23 protein-coding genes are annotated in these 18,517 nt (G+C 59.3%); 9 read left to right on the top strand and 14 right to left on the bottom strand.

The genetic code is table 11. From position 1 onward, the window contains the following. Positions 1-95: 95 nt before the first annotated feature. Positions 96-383, bottom strand: a complete 288-nt coding sequence (locus NK667_RS26795; RefSeq protein WP_054047949.1) for a YheV family putative zinc ribbon protein — start codon at positions 381-383, stop codon at positions 96-98. After that, complete coding sequence (prlC, locus tag NK667_RS26790; protein WP_177331481.1) at positions 380-2,458, bottom strand: oligopeptidase A; 2,079 nt, start codon at positions 2,456-2,458, stop codon at positions 380-382. The genes NK667_RS26795 and prlC overlap by 4 nt, the downstream gene beginning before the upstream one ends. A gap of 62 nt (positions 2,459-2,520) precedes the next feature. On the opposite strand from prlC, the gene NK667_RS26785 reads away from it, so the two are divergent. After that, positions 2,521-3,066 carry a gamma carbonic anhydrase family protein gene (locus NK667_RS26785; protein WP_054047947.1) on the top strand — a complete coding sequence of 182 codons (546 nt, stop codon included), beginning with the start codon at positions 2,521-2,523 and terminating at the stop codon, positions 3,064-3,066. 28 nt (positions 3,067-3,094) lie between these two features. Then, entirely contained in the window at positions 3,095-3,745 is a 651-nt protein-coding gene (locus NK667_RS26780; RefSeq protein WP_054617206.1) for an HAD family hydrolase, read from the top strand. A 107-nt stretch (positions 3,746-3,852) separates the two neighbouring features. Here NK667_RS26780 and NK667_RS26775 read toward each other — a convergent pair whose 3' ends face one another. Next, positions 3,853-4,929, bottom strand: a complete 1,077-nt coding sequence (locus NK667_RS26775) for an aminopeptidase (protein ID WP_054617238.1) — start codon at positions 4,927-4,929, stop codon at positions 3,853-3,855. A 61-nt stretch (positions 4,930-4,990) separates the two neighbouring features. Here NK667_RS26775 and NK667_RS26770 point away from each other — a divergent pair, with 61 nt between their 5' ends. Then, positions 4,991-5,413 (top strand): PA0061/PA0062 family lipoprotein, encoded by a 423-nt coding sequence (locus NK667_RS26770; RefSeq protein ID WP_054047941.1) that lies wholly within the window; start codon positions 4,991-4,993, stop codon positions 5,411-5,413. Between the two features lie 40 nt (positions 5,414-5,453). Continuing rightward, positions 5,454-5,873 carry a PA0061/PA0062 family lipoprotein gene (locus tag NK667_RS26765; protein ID WP_054617207.1) on the top strand — a complete coding sequence of 140 codons (420 nt, stop codon included), beginning with the start codon at positions 5,454-5,456 and terminating at the stop codon, positions 5,871-5,873. Positions 5,874-5,879: 6 nt separating this feature from the next. On the opposite strand, the gene NK667_RS26760 is transcribed toward NK667_RS26765, so the two are convergent. Together NK667_RS26760 and NK667_RS26755 are read right to left on the bottom strand one after the other, a co-directional pair. Then, on the bottom strand, positions 5,880-6,119 hold the full coding sequence (locus NK667_RS26760) for a DUF1161 domain-containing protein (RefSeq protein WP_054617208.1): 240 nt from the start codon (positions 6,117-6,119) through the stop codon (positions 5,880-5,882). A gap of 250 nt (positions 6,120-6,369) precedes the next feature. Further along, positions 6,370-6,801 (bottom strand): OsmC family protein, encoded by a 432-nt coding sequence (locus NK667_RS26755; protein WP_008152515.1) that lies wholly within the window; start codon positions 6,799-6,801, stop codon positions 6,370-6,372. 240 nt (positions 6,802-7,041) lie between these two features. Between NK667_RS26755 and NK667_RS26750 the strand changes: the two genes are divergently transcribed. Beyond that, positions 7,042-8,043: an LLM class flavin-dependent oxidoreductase gene (locus tag NK667_RS26750; RefSeq protein WP_054617209.1), complete on the top strand. Its 1,002-nt coding sequence runs from the start codon at positions 7,042-7,044 to the stop codon at positions 8,041-8,043. A gap of 68 nt (positions 8,044-8,111) precedes the next feature. On the opposite strand, the gene NK667_RS26745 is transcribed toward NK667_RS26750, so the two are convergent. Then, positions 8,112-8,333, bottom strand: coding sequence for a DUF1161 domain-containing protein (locus tag NK667_RS26745; RefSeq protein WP_054047933.1), 222 nt, complete (start codon positions 8,331-8,333; stop codon positions 8,112-8,114). A gap of 122 nt (positions 8,334-8,455) precedes the next feature. Then, positions 8,456-8,671: a dodecin gene (locus NK667_RS26740; RefSeq protein WP_054047931.1), complete on the bottom strand. Its 216-nt coding sequence runs from the start codon at positions 8,669-8,671 to the stop codon at positions 8,456-8,458. A gap of 157 nt (positions 8,672-8,828) precedes the next feature. Here NK667_RS26740 and NK667_RS26735 point away from each other — a divergent pair, with 157 nt between their 5' ends. Next, positions 8,829-9,155, top strand: coding sequence for an ElaB/YgaM/YqjD family protein (locus NK667_RS26735; protein ID WP_054047930.1), 327 nt, complete (start codon positions 8,829-8,831; stop codon positions 9,153-9,155). Here the strand turns inward: NK667_RS26735 and NK667_RS26730 are convergent. Further along, on the bottom strand, positions 9,152-10,045 hold the full coding sequence (locus tag NK667_RS26730) for a LysR family transcriptional regulator (RefSeq protein ID WP_054617210.1): 894 nt from the start codon (positions 10,043-10,045) through the stop codon (positions 9,152-9,154). The two genes, NK667_RS26735 and NK667_RS26730, sit on opposite strands and share 4 nt — an antisense overlap. A gap of 112 nt (positions 10,046-10,157) precedes the next feature. Between NK667_RS26730 and trpB the strand changes: the two genes are divergently transcribed. The 3 genes from trpB (at position 10,158) to NK667_RS26715 (ending at position 12,785) form a co-directional block, all read left to right on the top strand. Further along, the gene (gene trpB, locus NK667_RS26725) at positions 10,158-11,393 is read left to right on the top strand and encodes a tryptophan synthase subunit beta (protein WP_054047926.1); all 1,236 of its coding nucleotides are present in this window, start codon (positions 10,158-10,160) and stop codon (positions 11,391-11,393) included. Beyond that, the gene (gene trpA / locus NK667_RS26720) at positions 11,393-12,205 is read left to right on the top strand and encodes a tryptophan synthase subunit alpha (RefSeq protein ID WP_054617211.1); all 813 of its coding nucleotides are present in this window, start codon (positions 11,393-11,395) and stop codon (positions 12,203-12,205) included. The genes trpB and trpA overlap by 1 nt, the downstream gene beginning before the upstream one ends. Positions 12,206-12,326: 121 nt before the next feature. Then, complete coding sequence (locus tag NK667_RS26715) at positions 12,327-12,785, top strand: anti-virulence regulator CigR family protein (RefSeq protein ID WP_054617212.1); 459 nt, start codon at positions 12,327-12,329, stop codon at positions 12,783-12,785. A gap of 183 nt (positions 12,786-12,968) precedes the next feature. On the opposite strand, the gene NK667_RS26710 is transcribed toward NK667_RS26715, so the two are convergent. The 6 genes from NK667_RS26710 to NK667_RS26685 all read right to left on the bottom strand — a co-directional run bounded on the left by NK667_RS26710 (position 12,969) and on the right by NK667_RS26685 (position 18,345). After that, positions 12,969-14,930: a DUF7844 domain-containing protein gene (locus tag NK667_RS26710; RefSeq protein ID WP_054617213.1), complete on the bottom strand. Its 1,962-nt coding sequence runs from the start codon at positions 14,928-14,930 to the stop codon at positions 12,969-12,971. Beyond that, positions 14,927-15,247: a DUF2388 domain-containing protein gene (locus tag NK667_RS26705; RefSeq protein ID WP_054047920.1), complete on the bottom strand. Its 321-nt coding sequence runs from the start codon at positions 15,245-15,247 to the stop codon at positions 14,927-14,929. The genes NK667_RS26710 and NK667_RS26705 overlap by 4 nt, the downstream gene beginning before the upstream one ends. A gap of 27 nt (positions 15,248-15,274) precedes the next feature. After that, complete coding sequence (locus tag NK667_RS26700) at positions 15,275-15,592, bottom strand: DUF2388 domain-containing protein (protein WP_054047918.1); 318 nt, start codon at positions 15,590-15,592, stop codon at positions 15,275-15,277. A gap of 106 nt (positions 15,593-15,698) precedes the next feature. Next, positions 15,699-16,016, bottom strand: a complete 318-nt coding sequence (locus NK667_RS26695) for a DUF2388 domain-containing protein (RefSeq protein ID WP_054047916.1) — start codon at positions 16,014-16,016, stop codon at positions 15,699-15,701. A gap of 300 nt (positions 16,017-16,316) precedes the next feature. Next, positions 16,317-16,532 carry a DUF1127 domain-containing protein gene (locus NK667_RS26690; RefSeq protein ID WP_030129620.1) on the bottom strand — a complete coding sequence of 72 codons (216 nt, stop codon included), beginning with the start codon at positions 16,530-16,532 and terminating at the stop codon, positions 16,317-16,319. Positions 16,533-16,851: 319 nt separating this feature from the next. Continuing rightward, entirely contained in the window at positions 16,852-18,345 is a 1,494-nt protein-coding gene (locus NK667_RS26685; RefSeq protein ID WP_054047914.1) for an acetyl-CoA hydrolase/transferase family protein, read from the bottom strand. Positions 18,346-18,517 lie beyond the last annotated feature (172 nt).

The raw sequence follows: 18,517 nt of genomic DNA, 5'->3' as shown, positions 1-18,517 counted from the left end.
GAGCGGGCTTGCTCGCGAAGGCGGTGTGTCAGTCAACATCAATGCTGAATGGCATACCGCCTTCGCGAGCAAGCCCGCTCCCACATGGGGATCACTCAATGTTGTTCGTCAGGCTTTTTCTTCAGTTTCGGGTTCGGGAAGAATTGCACCGCCTGAACCTTGGCGTCCGGCGCTTTCAGCGCCGAAACGTTGACCCGCGTGCCCAATTCCTTGGGCACGGACAAGCCTTGTTCATTGAGCGTGTCGGAATAACCGCAGGCCACGCACTCACGGTGCGGGACCTCGTCTTCGTTCCACATCATCAACTTGTCCGGCTCGCTGCACGCCGGGCAGACCGCCCCGGCGATAAAGCGTTTTTTCGTGATCACAGGCCCCTCGCTCATGCTGCCGCGTCCTCACTCAGGCCGCTGTGGCGCAAGAGTGCGTCAATCGTTGGCGCACGGCCACGGAAGTCGACGAACAGCACCATCGGTTCCTGCGAACCACCGCGCGCCAGGATCGCTTCGCGGAACGCGCGACCGGTTTCGGCATTGAGCACGCCGTCTTCTTCGAACTTCGAGAAGGCATCGGCCGACAGCACTTCAGCCCACTTGTAGCTGTAATAACCCGCCGCGTAACCACCGGCGAAGATGTGCGCGAAGCTGTTCGGGAAGCGGTTGTAGGCCGGCGGACGCATGACCGACACTTCGTCGCGCACGCCTTCGAGCACTTGCAGCACGCTACGACCGTCGCCGTGGGTGGCGTGCAGTTCGAAGTCGAACAGCGAGAACTCCAGTTGGCGCACCATCATCAGGCCGGACTGGAAGTTCTTCGCCGCGAGCATTTTGCCCAACAAGTCTTGCGGCAGCGGTTCGCCGGTTTCGTAGTGACCGGAAATCAGCGCCAGGCCTTCAGGCTCCCAGCACCAGTTTTCCATGAACTGGCTTGGCAACTCGACCGCATCCCACGCCACGCCGTTGATGCCGGACACGCCGGCATGCTCGACGCGGGTCAGCAGGTGATGCAGGCCATGGCCGAATTCGTGGAACAGAGTGGTGACTTCATCGTGGGTCAGCAGCGCAGGCTTGCCGCTGTCCGCCGGGGTGAAGTTGCACACCAGATTGGCTACCGGGCTTTGCAGCACACCTGCGACATTGCGACGACGGTCACGAGCGCCGTCCATCCACGCACCGCCGCGCTTGTTGGCGCGGGCGTACAGGTCAAAGAAGAAGCGGCCGACGTGCTGGCCGTTTTCCTTGATTTCGAACAGGCGAACATCCGGGTGCCAGGTGTCGAAGCCTTTTTGCTCGGCGATCTCGATGCCGTACAGGCGCTGAACGATGGCGAACAGGCCGCCCAGCACTTTGTCGATCGGGAAGTAGGCGCGAAGGGCTTCCTGGGCAACGCTGTAACGTTGTTCACGGAGTTTTTCACCGTAGAAACCGCTGTCCCAGCTTTGCAGGTCCGGGCAGCCTTGTTCGGCGGCGTAGGCCTTGAGCTGTTCCAGATCCTGAGCGGCGAACGGCTTGCTGCGCTTGGCCAGGTCTCGTAGGAAACTTAGAACCTGGTCGCTGGATTCGGCCATTTTGGTGGCCAGACTCAGCTCCGAGAAGCTGGCGAAACCCAGCAGCTTGGCCAATTCCTGGCGCAGGTCGAGGATTTCTTCCATCACCGGGCTGTTGTCGTTCTGTCCGGCATTCGGGCCTTGGTCCGACGCACGGGTGCAGTAGGCGGCGTAGACTTCTTCGCGCAGGGCGCGGTCCTGGGCGTAAGTCATCACCGCGTAGTAGCTCGGGAATTCCAGGGTAATCAGGAAACCTTCCAGACCTTTGGCCTGTGCTGCGGCAGCCATTTGCGCCTTGGCCGAATCGGTCAGACCGGCGAGGACGGCTTCGTCGGTGACGTGTTTGGTCCAGGCCTGAGTGGCGTCGAGCAACTGGTTGGAGAAGCGGCTGCCCAGTTCCGAGAGCTTGCTCTGCACTTCGGCGTAACGCTTCTGCTCGGCTTCCGGCAGGTCGATACCCGACAGACGGAAGTCACGCAGGGCGTGTTCCAGGATAGTTTTTTGCGCCACGTCGAAACCGGCGGCTTCCGGGCTGTTGGCTAGGGCTTCGAAGGCCTGGAACAATTCGCGGTTCTGGCCCATCTCGGTGGAGTAGGCGCTCAGCGCCGGCAGGCAGGACTCGTAGGCTTCACGCAATTCGGCGCTGTTGCACACGGCGTTCAAGTGGCTGACCGGGCTCCAGGCCGCGCCCAGGCGATCATTGAGTTCGTCCATCGCCAGCACCAGGCCGGCCCAGGTCGGTTGTTTGCCCTGGGTTTTGAGGATCTCGATAATGGCGGCGCGGTTGTCAGCCAGGATTTGTTCAATCGCCGGTTGCACGTGTTCGGCACGTATCGCCGAGAACGGCGGCAGGTCGTAGGACTGCAAAAGAGGGTTGTTCACGCTCACGGTTGGCACCTTGGCTGGAAGAAACATTGCCCCATCTTAATTACAATCGACACTCACCGCAGCTATCAGCGACAGAGAGAGAACCTATCGTGTCCCTTCGCAAGTATCTGAACCACACGCCGCTACTGGGCAAAGGCGCTTTTGTCGACGGCTCGGCGGTGGTAATCGGCGACGTAGAAATCGGCGAAGACAGCTCCGTCTGGCCGCTGACAGTGATCCGTGGCGACATGCACCGCATCCGCATCGGTGCACGCACCAGCGTCCAGGATGGCTGCGTGCTGCACATCACCCACGCCGGGCCGTTCAATCCCGATGGCTTTCCTTGCTTGATCGGCGATGACGTGACCATCGCGCACAAGGTCATGCTTCACGGTTGTTCGGTGGGCAGCCGGGTGCTGATTGGCATGGGCAGCATCGTCATGGACGGTGCGGTGGTGGAAGACGATGTGATCATCGGCGCCGGCAGCCTGGTGCCGCCGGGCAAGCGTCTGGAAAGCGGTTTCCTGTATGTCGGCAGCCCGGTGAAACAGATCCGGCCACTTACTGACAAGGAAAACGCCTTTTTCACCTACAGCGCGGCGAACTACGTGAAGCTCAAGGACCTGCATCTGGCTGAAGGCTACGACAAGGTCTGAAGCGTCTCACTCTAGCCCAGGAATTTTCATGCATTACCAAACTGTTTTGTTCGACCTCGATGGCACCCTGACCGACCCACGCGAGGGCATTACCCGCTCGATTCAATTTGCCTTGGCCAAACTGGGCATCGATGAGCCCGACCTGACCAAACTCGAACACTTCATCGGCCCACCGCTGTTGCAGGCGTTCATGCAGTTCTACGGGTTCGACGAACCCAAGGCCTGGGAAGCGGTGAATTTCTATCGCGAGCGTTTCAAAGTCACCGGCCTGTATGAAAACCGCGTGTTCGACGGTGTTACACCGCTGCTGGAAACCCTGAGCGGGCAAGGACGACAGCTGTATATCGCCACCTCCAAACCCTGGGTGTTCGCCCGCGAGATCGCCCGCCACTTCGACTTCGCCAAACACTTCAAAGTGATTTACGGCAGCGAACTGGACGGCACGCGGACCAATAAGGTCGAGCTGATTGCCCATTTGATCGCCGAAGAAGGCCTGGACCCGGCCAATACTCTGATGATCGGCGACCGCAAACACGACTTGATCGGCGCCCGGAGCAACGGCCTGGACGCAGCGGCCGTGGGGTACGGATTCGGCAGCCACGAAGAACTGAGCGCCGAAGCACCGGCGTATCACTTCGAAACGCTGGAAGAGATGCATCAGGCGTTTCTGCAGCGTTAGTGCAATCGCCATCGCGAGCAAGCTCGCTCCCACAGGATATGTGTCCGACACAAATCCCCTGTGGGAGCGGGCTTGCCCGCGAAGAGGCCGGATCAGCCACCGCTAATCTAGGACTCTGCCAACCCTTTCAACGCCGCCTTACGCTCAACAACCGGCAACCCACCCAGCTTCTCCACCTCGGCATAAAACCTCACCCAATCCCCACCAACCTGCTTGAACAACGCCGCAAACGCCGGTACCCATTGGTCGTACAAACCAAACGGCAGCAGCTTGGCATTGTTCATCGGTGCATTGATCCACGCGTCATAGCGTTTGTCCCCGTTCCATTGGCCGTCACGCATCGCCCGGTAGTCGCTGCGCAGCTGTTCGAACGCTTCGGCTTTGCGCTGGCGCATCTGCTCGATGGGCAGGGGTTGGGCGTACAGGCGTTCAAGGCGTGTGCGGGTGTCCAGAACCAGTTGAGTGAGCTGATCGCGTTGTCGCAGCGTCGCACCGTTTTCCGGGGCAAGCCTACGGCTGGCGCGCCATTGTCGGGTGCCTTCCTGCTCGACAAACGTGGCAAAGGATTCGTTGAACTCGGTGTCGTCCTTCACATAGAAACGTTGATGCGCCAGTTCATGAAAGATCAGCGTCGCCAGTCGCTCATCGCCCCAATTCATCATTGAGCTGATGATCGGGTCGTTGAACCAGCCCAGCGTCGAGTAGGCCTCGACCCCGCCGATCGACACGTCCATGCCTTGCAGGCGCCGCACTGCCGCTTCGCCACGGGCCGCGCTCTGGCTGTAATAACCGCGATAGGCGACGCAACCGGCGATGGGGAAGCAATGGTTTTGCGGCTTCAGGGAAAATTCCGGCGTGACAAAGACATTCCAGACCACATAGGGCCGGCCAATGTCGGCGTATAGGCGATAGCTCTGGTTATCTGGCAGGTGCAACTGCTCGCTGGCGAACACCCGGGCCTTTTGCGACTGGGCCAGGTGCGCACGCAGTTTCGGATCGCGTTGGGGATCGGCAATCACCTTGGCCACCGGCTCTCGGGCCCGCAGCAATTGCAGCTGACCATTGGCCAACTGGCTGTAGTAGCTGACGCTGGCGCAACCGTTGAGCAACAAAAACAACACACCCGGAAACAAAACGCGCAAAACGCGATCAAGTAACCCAAGGCTTGAAAACGGCCTGATCACAATAAAAAACATCCCTGGAAAGTCTGCCCTCAAGACTATCCCGCCACACTGGAGCTCCGCTATGCGCAAGTTGATGCTGACAGGAGGCCTGTTGACGCTGGCCGGTTGTGCCGGATTCGGAATGCCCGATCCTGACCCGTCCCAGGCGTGGATCGACCTGGCTTCAAAGCAGGAAGATTCGGCGTTGCAAGCGTTGAAGGTCGATGACAAGGCCGCCACCGACAAGCGCTTCTTTGAAGTGCAACCCGGTAGCCATGAATTGAAGGTTCGTTACCAGTTTGCCGTTGAACCCACCAATATCGGCCCCGATTCCGAGCCGTTGTGGCGCGATTGCCAGTTGAGTGTGAAATTCAAGGACTTCAACGCCGGTCAGCGTTATCAGCTGCAAGCGGGGAATATCGGTTTCCGGCCGTGGGCAAAGCTCTACGACCAGCAGCGAAAAGTCATCGGGCAGGCCACACCCGCAGGCTGCCAACGCACGTGATCAGCGTTATGCTGAATGACCAACCATCGGGACATTCATCATGCGCAGGTTATTGCTGTTGCTCGGGGCGAGCGCTCTTTCCGGTTGCCTGAGTCCGCTGCCGGCCGTCGATCCACAAATGGCCTGGGTCGACATGTCGACGCCGACCCCCGGTGGCAAGTTGATGATGGCTGAACGCCTGGATAACCAGCGACTGACAGACGGGCGCTACTTTCAGGTCACTCCCGGCAGCCATGAGCTGAAGGTGCGCTTCGACTTTGAAGTGTTCACGGGTGGTTCGGGGTTCTTGAACGACTCTTCGGAACGGCTGTGCTACCTGACCATTCGCTACGACAAATTCGAAGCCGGCCAGCGTTACACGCTGGAAGGTCGCTCCCTGGCCTTTACCCCCAGCGCCCGGCTGTATAACGCCAAGCGGGAGATCGTGGCTGAAGACCGGGAGGTCCTCTGCATTATCTGAGTTGGATCAGCGATCGTTCTTTTGGTAGATGATGGCTTTAGTGCCGTTTTCGCAGGTGCCAACGATCATCGCTACGTCGTGCTTGGCGGCTTCTTCCTTGGTGACGATTTCCAGGGTGTAGGAAGGCACCGCGTTGGCCTGAATCTTGATCTCGATCTCATTCTTGAGTTCTTCGCAGTCTTTGGTCGCGGCCAGTGCCGAAGTGGCCAGCGCGCAACAGATAATCGCCAAGGCAAAACGTTTCATGGTGAAGCTCCCTTGAGGCAGCGCGCATGTCTATGCGCTGAAGCTGCTGTCATTTATTCGACCACAGTTTTGCGAGGGGAGTTCTGATATCAGTCACAACCCACGGTTTCAGCTATGGAGTTGTGTCGTTTATAAGGTCGCCTTCGCGAGCAAGCCCGCTCCCACATTTTGAAATGCATTCCAAATGTGGGAGCGGGCTTGCTCGCGAAGGCGCCAATGCAATCAGCGCCGATTCAAAGCCATATCAAGATCAGCTAACCAACGTAGCATCCAGGCTGATCTTGGCATTCAGCACCTTGGACACCGGGCAGCCTTCTTTGGCCTTGTTGCTCAGCTCTTCAAACTGCGCCTGGGTCGCCCCGGGGATTTTTGCCTTGAGAATCAGTTTCACCGCGGTGATCGCAAAACCACCGTCGACCTGATCCAGGGTGACCTCGGCATTGGTATCGATGCTGTCAGCCTTGAGGCCTGCATCGCCGAGGATCATCGAAAACGCCATGGAGAAACAACCGGCATGGGCTGCGCCGATCAACTCTTCAGGATTGGTGCCTTTGCCGCCTTCGAAACGGGCCTTGAAGCCATAGGGTGCTTCTCTGAGAACACCGGTTTCCGTGGAAATCGAACCGATGCCGGTTTTCAGGTCACCTTCCCAATGAGCCGATGCTTTCTTCGTGATAGCCATGTCTGCCTCCTCAAGATCCGGCGCGGAATGTCGCGCCATCGTGGTTTTCGGTTGCTAAGGGTTCTGAGGATAGAAGACTTGGCAAAGTTCACCTTGTCGGATCAAACCGCTTATCTGGTAAGCAAATTCGTGTCTGCTATTGAAACTCGGGTATATGCCCTCATTGCATAGGGAACGCTTTTAGACTCGGCAGGTTTTCATTCGTGGAAAAAACCTGCGGCCCATTGGAGAAGCAGGTTTATGAAACGATTGTCCGATATCAAGTACTCCACCCTCGACCTGGTGCCCGTGCGGGAGAACGGCAGTGCAGCCCAGTCGCTGCGCAATTCTCTGGACCTGGCGCAGCACGTCGAAAAATTCGGCTACACCCGCTTTTGGGTGGCTGAACACCACAACATGGACGGCATCGCCAGTTCCGCGACCTCGGTGTTGCTCGGTTATCTGGCCGGCGGCACCTCGACCATTCGCGTCGGTTCAGGTGGTGTGATGCTGCCCAACCACGCGCCGTTGGTGATCGCCGAACAGTTCGGCACTCTGGAAAGCCTCTATCCCGGCCGTATCGACCTGGGCCTGGGCCGTGCGCCGGGTTCCGATCAGATGACCGCCCGCGCGCTGCGCCGTGAACGCTCCGGCAGTGCTGATGACTTCCCTGAAGATGTTGCAGAGCTGGTGCGTTATCTCGGCCCGCGCACACCGGATCAGCGGATCATCGCGATGCCAGGCACCGGCACCAATGTCCCGGTGTGGTTGCTGGGTTCGAGCCTGTTCAGTGCACAACTGGCCGGTGAGCGCGGTTTGCCCTACGCCTTCGCCTCGCATTTCGCACCGCGTTTCATGCATGAGGCGATTCGCGTCTACCGCAATCACTTCAAGCCGTCGGCGGTTTTGGACAAGCCCTACGTGATGCTCGGCGTGCCCCTGGTGGCGGCCGCCACCGACGAACAGGCCGATTACCTGGCGACCTCGGTCTACCAGCGAATCCTCGCGTTGATGCGCGGCCAGAGCCTGGTGCAACGTCCACCGGTGAAAACCATGGACGGCCTGTGGTTGCCCCATGAAAAAGAAGCGGTGGGCGATTTCCTTGGTCTGGCCATGGTCGGCAGCCCGCAGAAAATCCGCGCCAAGCTGGAAGTGCTGATTGAGCAGACCCAGGCTGACGAGTTGATCTTTACCAGCGACCTGTACGAACACGCCGATCGCATACATTCCTACGAGTTGCTGGCGCAGGTCATGAAAGGCTGACGCGCAATTCGCGGGCACAAAAAAGCCGACGCCAATGCGTCGGCTTTTTCATTTGAGCAGGAATCAGCCTACCTGGTGTAGACGATGACTTTGGTGCCTTTCTCACAGGTACCGACGACTTTGCCGCCAGCTTCCGCGCCTTTATCGGCGATTTCCAGCGAATAACCGGCAACGCCCTTGGCGTCCAGTTTCGCCGCGATTTCAGCTTTCAGCTCTTCACAGGACTTGCCGTCAGCAAAGGCCGTTCCTGCAAGGCTCAACAAACCTACTGCCAAAATAAACTTCTTCATCGGTCGCATTCCCTGGTCGGATCAATAGGGGCACCCGGCAAGCAGCCGGGTACACACATGTAGCGCTTTGCCATTCCCTATGGCACTCGGCCAGCGCGCAAGTTCAGAAGACTAGCTCAAACTCAGCTGCTGGCAATCCGGAACCCGACTTTCAAGGTCACCTGGAAATGGGCTGCCTTGCCGTCCTTGATGTGGCCTCGGGTCTCGGTCACTTCGAACCATTCCAGATGCTTGAGGCTTTTGCTGGCTTCGGCCAGCGCGTTGTTGATTGCATCTTCGATGCTGGTAGGGGACGAGCCGACCAGCTCGACTTTCTTGTAGGTGTGGTGATCAGTCATAGCGTTCTCCTTGGGGTATGAAATACAGCCTAGCAGTGATTTTTCGTATTACTTCTGTCGGCTATTCCCACAGCAAAGTTCAGATTTACTGCACTTTCTCAAACCCCTGAAGTCCCAACCAACACACGCTACTCATCACCAATGAAGGAGAGCCACCATGGCCAACACCTCTTTACGTAAAGCCTCATTGCAAAGCATGGAAGCCGAGATCGAGAGTCTTCTCAAGTCGCTGGAAAACCTGAAGGACGACGCCTCGGACGAGTCGCGTAAAACCCTCAAGGCTCTGAAAAGCAACGCCGAGAACGCGCTGAAACATTCTCGCCACCTGCTGAGCGACGCCTACGAAGAAGTCAAAGTGAAAACCCGCGAAACCGGGATCGCAACCCGGGACTACGCCCAAGAACACCCTTGGACTACAGCCGGTGTTGCCGTTGGTGCGCTGGGTCTGCTCGCGGCTTACCTGTTGTGCAAACGCGGCGACTAATCCGCTTGGCGCAGCTCATTCTTGAGCCACTGCGCCAACTGCCGAGCGCGCCCGTCCGCGGCGCGCTTGGGTAGCCACAACGCCAGTTGCGCCGGGGTTTCACTGAAACCCCACGGCGCGACCAGGCGGCCGGCCTTCAAATCCTCGGCCACCAGCGGCTCAGGGGCAATCGCCACCCCCAGCCCCGCTACCGCCGCTTCCAGCAAATAATACAAATGCTCGAAACCCTGCCCGTACTTTAACGCCTTGGCGTCGAGGCCGCTTTGCTGCGCCCAACTCGGCCAGGCTTGCGGGCGCGAGGTGGTGTGCAGCAGTGGTTCGGTCAATAGCGCGCTGGCCGGCGCCTGTTGCAGTCTTTCGAAACCGGCGAAGCGTGGGCTCATGACCGGGCCGATGCGTTCGCTGGCCAGTTCGTAGACTTGCATGTCCGCCGGCCACGGCGGCTCTGCAAACACCAGCAGGGCGTCCAGCCCCGGGCGGCGCGGATCGAGATCACCTTCTCCGGCCGACAGGTGCAGACGCAGATCCGGCAGATCCGCATTCAGCCGCCCGAGGCGCGGAATAAACCAGCGCGCCAGCAAACTTCCTGAGCAGCCAAGCACGAAAGGCGCATCGGCGGTGCTTTGGGTCAGTTCCGCGCAAACAGTGCGCAATCGCTCAAAGGCCTCGGCACTGGCATCGCGTAAACGAATCCCGGCATCTGTGAGTTTAAGGCCACGTCCGTCCTTGATGAACAGGGCAACGCCAAGGTGTTCTTCAAGCACCTTGAGTTGCCGGCTGACCGCACCATGGGTGACGTGCAGCTGTTCGGCAGCCTGACTGACGCTGTTCAGGCGGGCAGTGGCTTCGAAGGCGCGAAGGGCGTTCAGCGGGGGGAGGTCGTGGCTCATGGGAACTGTGAGTTTTCCTGACAGGTTGCGGCGATCTTATCGGTTTTCAGGGTGCAACGTCAGGGGTAGAGTGAGTGTCATTGTCATCACACGAATCCAACTGGAGCGACCCATGACCCAGACTAATCTGCGCAACGGCCCCGATGCCAACGGCCTGTTTGGCTCGTTCGGCGGCCGTTACGTCGCCGAAACCCTGATGCCGTTGATCCTCGACCTGGCCCGTGAATACGAATTGGCCAAGGAAGATCCGGCATTCAAAGAAGAATTGGCCTACTTCCAGCGCGACTATGTCGGTCGTCCAAGTCCGCTTTATTACGCTGAGCGTCTGACCGAATTCTGCGGCGGCGCGAAGATTTACCTCAAGCGCGAAGAGCTGAACCACACCGGCGCGCACAAGATCAACAACTGCATCGGCCAGATCCTGCTGGCGCGGCGCATGGGCAAGAAACGCATCATCGCCGAGACCGGCGCTGGTATGCACGGCGTGGCGACCGCCACCGTGGCCGCACGTTTCGGTCTGGATTGCGTGATCTACATGGGCACCACTGACATCGAGCGTCAGCAGGCCAACGTGTTCCGCATGAAGCTGCTGGGCGCCGAAGTGATCCCGGTAGTCGCTGGCACCGGCACCCTGAAAGATGCAATGAACGAAGCGCTGCGTGACTGGGTGACCAACGTCGACAGCACCTTCTACCTGATCGGCACCGTGGCCGGTCCGCATCCATACCCTGCCATGGTTCGCGACTTCCAGGCCGTGATCGGCAAGGAAACCCGTACCCAATTGCAAGATCAGGAAGGCCGCCTGCCGGACTCTCTGGTGGCGTGCATCGGCGGTGGTTCTAACGCGATGGGCCTGTTCCACCCGTTCCTCGACGACAAGAGCGTCGAAATCATCGGCGTCGAAGCGGCTGGTTACGGTATAGAAACCGGCAAACACGCGGCCAGCCTGAACGGCGGTGTACCGGGTGTGTTGCACGGCAACCGCACGTTCCTGTTGCAGGACGACGACGGCCAGATCATCGACGCGCATTCGATCTCCGCCGGCCTCGATTACCCGGGCATCGGCCCAGAACACGCCTGGTTACACGACATCGGCCGCGTCCAGTACACCTCTGTGACTGACGACGAAGCCCTCGATGCGTTCCACAAATGCTGCCGCCTGGAAGGGATTATTCCTGCACTGGAAAGCGCCCACGCCCTGGCTGAAGTGTTCAAACGCGCACCGAACCTGCCGAAAGATCACCTGATGGTGGTCAACCTGTCCGGCCGCGGCGACAAAGACATGCAAACCGTGATGCACCACATGGAAAACTCTCAACACGAGCAGTCCAAGCAGGAGAAACACTGATGAGCCGCCTGCAAACGCGCTTTGCCGAACTCAAGGAACAAAACCGCGCCGCCCTGGTGACCTTCGTCACCGCCGGCGACCCGAGCTATGACACCTCGCTCGCCATCCTCAAAGGCCTGCCTGGCGCTGGCGCCGACGTGATCGAGTTGGGCATGCCCTTCACCGACCCGATGGCCGACGGCCCGGCGATCCAGTTGGCTAACATCCGTGCTCTGGGTGCCAAGCAGAACCTGGCGAAAACCCTGCAAATGGTTCGCGAGTTCCGTGAAGGCAACACCGAGACGCCACTGGTGCTGATGGGTTACTTCAACCCGATCCACATGTATGGCGTGCCGCGTTTCATCGCTGACGCCAAAGAGGCCGGCGTTGACGGCCTGATCGTGGTCGATCTGCCGCCGGAGCATAACGGCGAGCTGTGCGATCCGGCCCAGGCTGCGGGCTTGGACTTCATCCGCCTGACCACGCCGACCACCGACGATGTGCGCCTGCCGACCGTTTTGAACGGCAGCTCCGGTTTTGTCTACTACGTGTCTGTGGCCGGTGTGACCGGTGCTGGTGCAGCAACGCTGGAGCACGTAGAGGAAGCGGTTGCACGTCTGCGTCGCCACACCGACCTGCCGATCAGCATTGGTTTCGGGATTCGTACACCGGAGCAAGCGGCGTCCATCGCGCGTCTGGCAGACGGTGTTGTGGTGGGTTCGGCACTGATCGATCACATCGCCAATGCCTCGACGCCGGAGCAGGCCATCGACGGCGTGCTGAGCCTTTGCGCTGCGCTTTCCGAAGGCGTGCGTAAGGCCCGGGTCAGCTGAAGGTAAAGTTCTTGATACAGAGGAATTAGCGCCTCGCCCGACACACTAAACAGCAAGACCGAGGGATTCAGGACACCGTTCTGAATCCCTTTTTGCTGTTTGTGCAGTGAGGAAACCCCCGATGAAAATGCCGAAACGTCTGATTGCCAGCCTGGGCGTACTGATGCTCAGTGCGACTCCGTTGCTGCACGCCAGCGCCGACCAGCGCGACGATCACGACCACGGCGGCCCGCAGCAGGGCCAACACGATAACCGTGGTGACAATCGCGGCGACGATCACCGTGGCCCGCAGGACAACCATCGCGGTGGCCCACCGCCTCGGGACTTTGGCCCGGTGCGCCAGACCATTCATGACAATCACGGTTATTTCGTACGCGGTGCGCCGCCGCCTCCAGGCATTCGTCTGGAACGTGGTCGCCCGTTGCCTCACGGTTATTACGGCGAACGCCTGGATGGCCGAGCCTTGGGCCGGTTGCCGCAATATCAGGGTTACGAGTGGCGCCGGGCTGGTGGCGATATCGTGCTGATTGCCGTGGGGACCGGGATCGTTTATGAAATTCTGGATAACGTGTTGAACTGATCGATTCCACTTGCGCAGGCCGAGCACAGCTTATGTAGCAGCTGGCGAAGCCTGCGTTCGGCTGCGAAGCAGTCGCAATCCATCCATCTCGGTCTGCTTGATGTACCGTAGCGTCTGATTTGACGACTGCTTCGCAGCCGAACGCAGGCTTCGCCAGCTGCTACAAAGTCTGCGGTGACCCTGTCAGGGCAACTCCAACCCGCCCGCCGCTTTATGCAGTGCCCGCAAATGCTCGCCAACCTGCTTCAAATTGGCTTCGTTAGCTGCAATCTCTGCCGCACGACTCGGTTCCAGCAACGCTCGCACTTCCTTATCCAGATCCCCGGTCAGCGATTGCAGCTGTTTCTGGCGCAGGCTGGTTTCCGATTCCAGTCGCGCCGACTCGCTCGGCTGCGGCAAACCATAACCACCTGAGCCGAGCAATTCGGCGGGGCGGCTGAGGAAGCCGCTGTTGGCGAGAATCTGCTGCAAGGTCGCGTTAGCCTTATCCATACCGCCGTTCTTCAGTTCACGAGCGCCCAGGTAGCGCTGCTTCACTTCATCCTGAGCCAACTGTAGCTGTCGACGGAAACTGGCCTGCTCCAGCAACAGCAATGCCGCACTGGTGCGCAAATCAGCCTGATCGATCCATTTACGCCGGTCTTCCGCGCTTAATGACAACCAGTCTTCGACGGTGGCCTGCTTGATCGGCAAGTGTTTCTTCAGCACTTCGAACATCGCTTGATAGCGATCGCGGAAGGAGTCGAAGCGATAACCCAAGCGCAGAGCCTCGCGTGGATCGTCCAGCACGCTGGTGTCCGCCAGTCCGCGACCCTTCAGCACTTCGAGCAAACCGTTGGGCATGATGCTGTCCAGTCCGGTCAGTTGCGCGTTGTTGCTGCCGCTGCGCAGCAGTTTCAGGCTTTCCACCGCGCAGTTGTTGGACAGGAAGAAGTAGTTGCCGTCGTAGCTCCAGTGCATTTCTGCGGCGTGTTCCACCACTTCCTCAATTTCGGTGCGCGACAGGTTCAACGGCACCGAGGCGAGGCTGCGCAGTTCGGTCTTGGTGTATTCGTCGATGACCTGGGCCAACGGCAATACAAACAGGCGTGACGGGTATTTACCGACCAATCCGTCCCAGCTCGACAGCTGTACGTCACCGACGAAGGCACGGTAGGAAAGCACCAGATGTTGGTCCAAATCCAGGCGACAATCCGGCCCGCGTGGCCGGCCCGGGGCACAGATCACCAGGCGCAACATGCTGTGGCCCCAGCGGCTGACCCAGTTCTGGTTGGCTTCGGCCAACAGATAGTCCACGGCATAGACCCGTTCCGGGTCGACCTGGCCCAGCGGTGTCTTGGCGAAGTCGTTGCCAGCATTCAGGAACGCGAAGGTTTTGGCGCAGGTGTCTTTGGCGGCGGGCGCCCAGCCGAAATGGTCCTTGTAGTAGCGGTACAGCGCAGGACGTCGGCAGGCGTAGCTCGGGTCGAGGAGGAAATACTCCATGTTGACCGCGACGAATTCCTTGGGATTGGTGGTCTCGTAGATGTCCGGGCTGCGGGCGACTTGCCGGTTGTGCTGTTCGCGCTCGCCACGCCGGCCGACGTATTGCGGCCAACCGGCCAGATCCAGCAGGCGTGGGTCGTCGCTGAGGGTAAAGCGTCGTGTGGTCTGGCCGCGGCACTGGTCGGGGATGCCGATCAGCCCGGAACTGCTGTTGCGCTGGGTGCAGCGCTGGATCAGCGTGCGCTCGGTGTCTGGCCACAGGCGCGAGCGATCGTAAATATGGGTAAGTTCGTGCAGGACCGTGGCCAGCATTTCCCGGCGTACGGTGCCGTGGGGGCGGTAGGTCTTTTTGGTCGCGGCGCTGCCATCGGTGAGGCTGGCGAGCAGGTTGCGATTCAGATCGAGTTCGGACACCAGCGACGCCTGGCCGTAGGCGTTGCCGGGCATTTCGTCGGTCCAGCCGACATCGATGCGCCGATCCAGTTGCTCGACGAAGCGCGGCGGCAATGCCTGCATGGCTTCATCGAGTAGCGCCTGGCTGGCCTGCACTTGCGCGGGGCTCAGACCGTCGGTCTTGAGGCGTAATTGCAGGCCGGCCTGAGCGGTGTTGCCAAGCAGCAACACCACCCCGGCCAGCAGCCAGGCACTAAGCCGCCTCACAGTGCGAGGATGGCTTCGGCGAGAACCTGATCACTGGCGTCGCGGGCTTCCGGTACGCGGGTGCGCAAGGTGTTGATGGCCGCTTCCAGGTGCGCGCCGCGAATCTCGCCATCGCTGGCAACAAAACTGGCGGCGTCGTCATGGGCTTCGCGGACGATTTTCGAATCGCGAATGGATGTGGTGGTATCGGATGTGAAATCAAGCGTGCGCTGGGTGGCACGGATGATCATGTTACTGGTGGCAACCAGGGTGTGCGCCTGGGCCACGTCGGCTAACAACAGCAGGCCAAGGGTGGCAGCAATCAGCGGGCTACGCATGGAACGACTCCGGAGGAACGATGATAACTATTGGACGAGAATTGCCTGTGCCAGTTCAAGGTCGCTGGCATGAAGTTTTGGCTGGGTCCGACGCAGATAATCCAGGGCGGATTCCAGTTGCGCTCCTCGCAGTTGGCCGTCACTGGCAATGAACGCCGCGGCGTCATCCTGAGCGGCGATCAGCAGTTTATGGTCGAAGGGCGCGGAGGTCACCATGCTTGTGGCGTAACCACTGACCACAGTGCCTTGTGTCGAGAGATTAAAAGCGTCGAAGGCATGGGCCGATCCCGACCAGCAGGCCACGAAGATCGCTTGCGTGAGCAACAGATTCGAAAGAAAACGCATGAGACTCGATAGCTGAAAACGAGTCCCAAGGCTAGCGCAATGCCCGAACTAGAGCCAGCGCCGAAACATGGGACACGATGGGCGTGTCCCGCCGTCGAGCTGATGCTTAGATCGCCAGAATGGCTTGGGCCAACTGTGCGTCAGTCGCGTTCAACTGAGGTGCCTGGTGGCGGATCTCGTCGAATGCGCTTTCCAGTTTCACACCGCGAATATCGCCGTTGCTGGCAACGAAGCTAGCGGCGTCATCACGAGCGGCACGCACGATTTTGTTGTCGCGCAGCGAAGAGGAGACATCGGAAGTTGCATCGGAACTGGATTTGAGCGCGCCAACGACGGCGTCGGTGGTCACGATAAAGCTGGTGGCGTTGGCGTTGGCAGCCACGGCGAGCAGGGCTGCAGCGCTCAGCAGACGAAGACGGGACATGGGGTAGCTCCTTTGGATAAACCGATTGAGAGGTGGCGCAGTGTCTGAAAGGTCAGACGCCTGTCATGCGGCGTTCGCCACGTTCTGATTGGATATTAGGCCGGTGCGCAGGGAATGGAACAGCGCAGATGGATGAAATGACGGTGTACTGGTCTATTTCATTTTTAAAAAAACTGTACTGGTATGGCTTTTCAAGGACTCTGAAACGACAAAACCCGTCGTGGTTTCCCACGACGGGTCTTGTTTGTTCAATTCGGGTTGCTGGCGGTGGACCCTACAGGTCAGAGCCAGCGACGCTACTTAGCGCCAGAACGGCTTGCTCAGCTCTTCGTAGCGTTGTGCTTCGCTAATCCCGGCATCAGCCAGCAGACGCGAATCCAGACGAGCCAGTTGATGGCGGCTGGTAATGCGGCGCTGCCACAACATCAGGTTGGCGATAACGCGAAGAGGCATGGAAGCCTGGGTTTTTGCAGCGGTATCTTCGAAGAACAGTTCGGAACTGAGTGTACGTTCCATGGTTGACATCCTTCCGCTTGTGGCGGGATTAGGTAGTGGTTTAACTGATGCCAATGATCCTCCTGTTTAGCCAGTCCCTCTAGATACAGTTCACTTGTATTGTGAGGGATCAATTAACTGTTTATAGGGGGTGTACTGGTCAAATTTGAGGCAACTGTACCTGTCTGCACTAACTCAGTGCATTTTCGGCGTATCGACTCGGAAATGTAGGAGATTGCGGTAGGAAAAGACCGGTACAGCAGTACAGTTTTCGACAGGAAAGGGTGTTGCGAGCAGCAGCTGACGCAACTGTGTTTGCGTCAGCTGTTATTTGGGTCGATCAGACCGCCAGCATCCGCCCGGTTTCTTCCAGGTTGATGTGCCAGCTCAGGGCATCACGCAGGATGTGTGGGGTGTGTCCGCCAATGGCACAGGCGGCTGTGAAGTAATTATTCAGGGCTTCGCGATAGTCCGGGTGCACACAGTTGTCGATGACCACCCGGGCCCGCTCCCGCGGCGCCAGGCCGCGCAGGTCGGCCAGGCCGATCTCGGTCACCAGAATGTCAACGTCATGCTCGGTGTGGTCGACGTGGCTGACCATCGGCACCACGCTGGAAATCGCGCCGCCCTTGGCGATTGACTTGGTAACAAAGATCGACAGGTGCGCATTGCGCGCGAAGTCCCCCGAACCGCCAATGCCGTTCATCATCCGCGTGCCGCAGACATGGGTGGAGTTGACGTTGCCGTACAGGTCGAACTCCAGCGCCGTATTAATGCCGATGATCCCCAGGCGCCGCACCACTTCCGGGTGGTTGGAGATTTCCTGAGGGCGCAATACAAGCTTGTCTTTGTAATGCTCCAGATTGCCGAACACATCAGCATTGCGCCGGGCCGACAGAGTGATCGAGCTGCCCGAGGCAAAACTCAGCTTGCCGGCATCGATCAGGTCGAACGTCGAATCCTGCAACACTTCCGAATACATCGTCAGGTCTTCGAACGGCGAGTCGATCAAGCCACACATCACCGAATTGGCGATGGTGCCGATCCCGGCTTGCAACGGCCCCAGCTTGTTGGTCATGCGCCCGGCAGCCACTTCCTGTTTGAAGAAGTCGATCAGGTGATCGGCGATGGCCTGGGTGTCGGTGTCCGGTGGCAGCACGGTAGACGGCGAGTCGGATTGGTTGGTGATCACGATCGCGACAATCTTCTCCGGCGGGATCGGGATGGCAGTGCTGCCAATACGATCGTCGACCTTCACCAGCGGAATTGGCGTGCGGGTCGGGCGGTAGGTCGGGATATAGATGTCGTGCAACCCTTCGAGATTCGGGTTGTGCGCCATGTTGATCTCGACGATGACGTGCTTGGCGAAGATCGCGAAGCTGGCCGAGTTGCCTACCGACGTGGTCGGCACGATATGGCCCTGCTCGGTAATCGCCACGGCTTCAATCACCGCGATGTCCGGCCGCGTGAGTTGCTGGTTGCGCAGCATCTCGACGGTTTCCGACAAATGCTGGTCGATGAACATGACTTCGCCGGCGTTGATCGCCTTGCGCAGGGTGCTGTCGACCTGGAACGGCATGCGGCGCGACAGGACGCCGGCTTCGGTCAGCTGTTTATCGAGGTCGTTGCCCAGGCTCGCGCCGGTCATCAAGGTGATTTTCAGCGGAGTGATTTTGGCGCGCTCGGCCAATGCATGCGGCACGGCCTTGGCTTCGCCGGCGCGGGTGAAACCGCTCATGCCGACGGTCATGCCGTCCTCAATCAGAGCGGCAGCGTCAGCGGCGCTCATCACCTTATCCAACAACGAAGGCAAGCGAATACGATCACGGTACATGGATTGTTATCTCGGGCAACGGAAGCAAGGTGTGCAGTCTAGTGACTTGGAAAAAATCCGTCCCGCTACCATGGTCGAATGCCGAGCCCTGATTTAGAGCCTTTGGTCGGGTTTCATGGGGAATAAAAAAACCCCAGCCTACTAAAGGCTGAGGTTTTGGGTATTGCTTTGG

The sequence above is a fragment of the Pseudomonas nunensis genome (assembly GCF_024296925.1).
GTDB classification, from domain to species: Bacteria; Pseudomonadota; Gammaproteobacteria; order Pseudomonadales; family Pseudomonadaceae; genus Aquipseudomonas; species Aquipseudomonas nunensis.
This window is presented reverse-complemented; position numbering and strand designations above follow the sequence as displayed.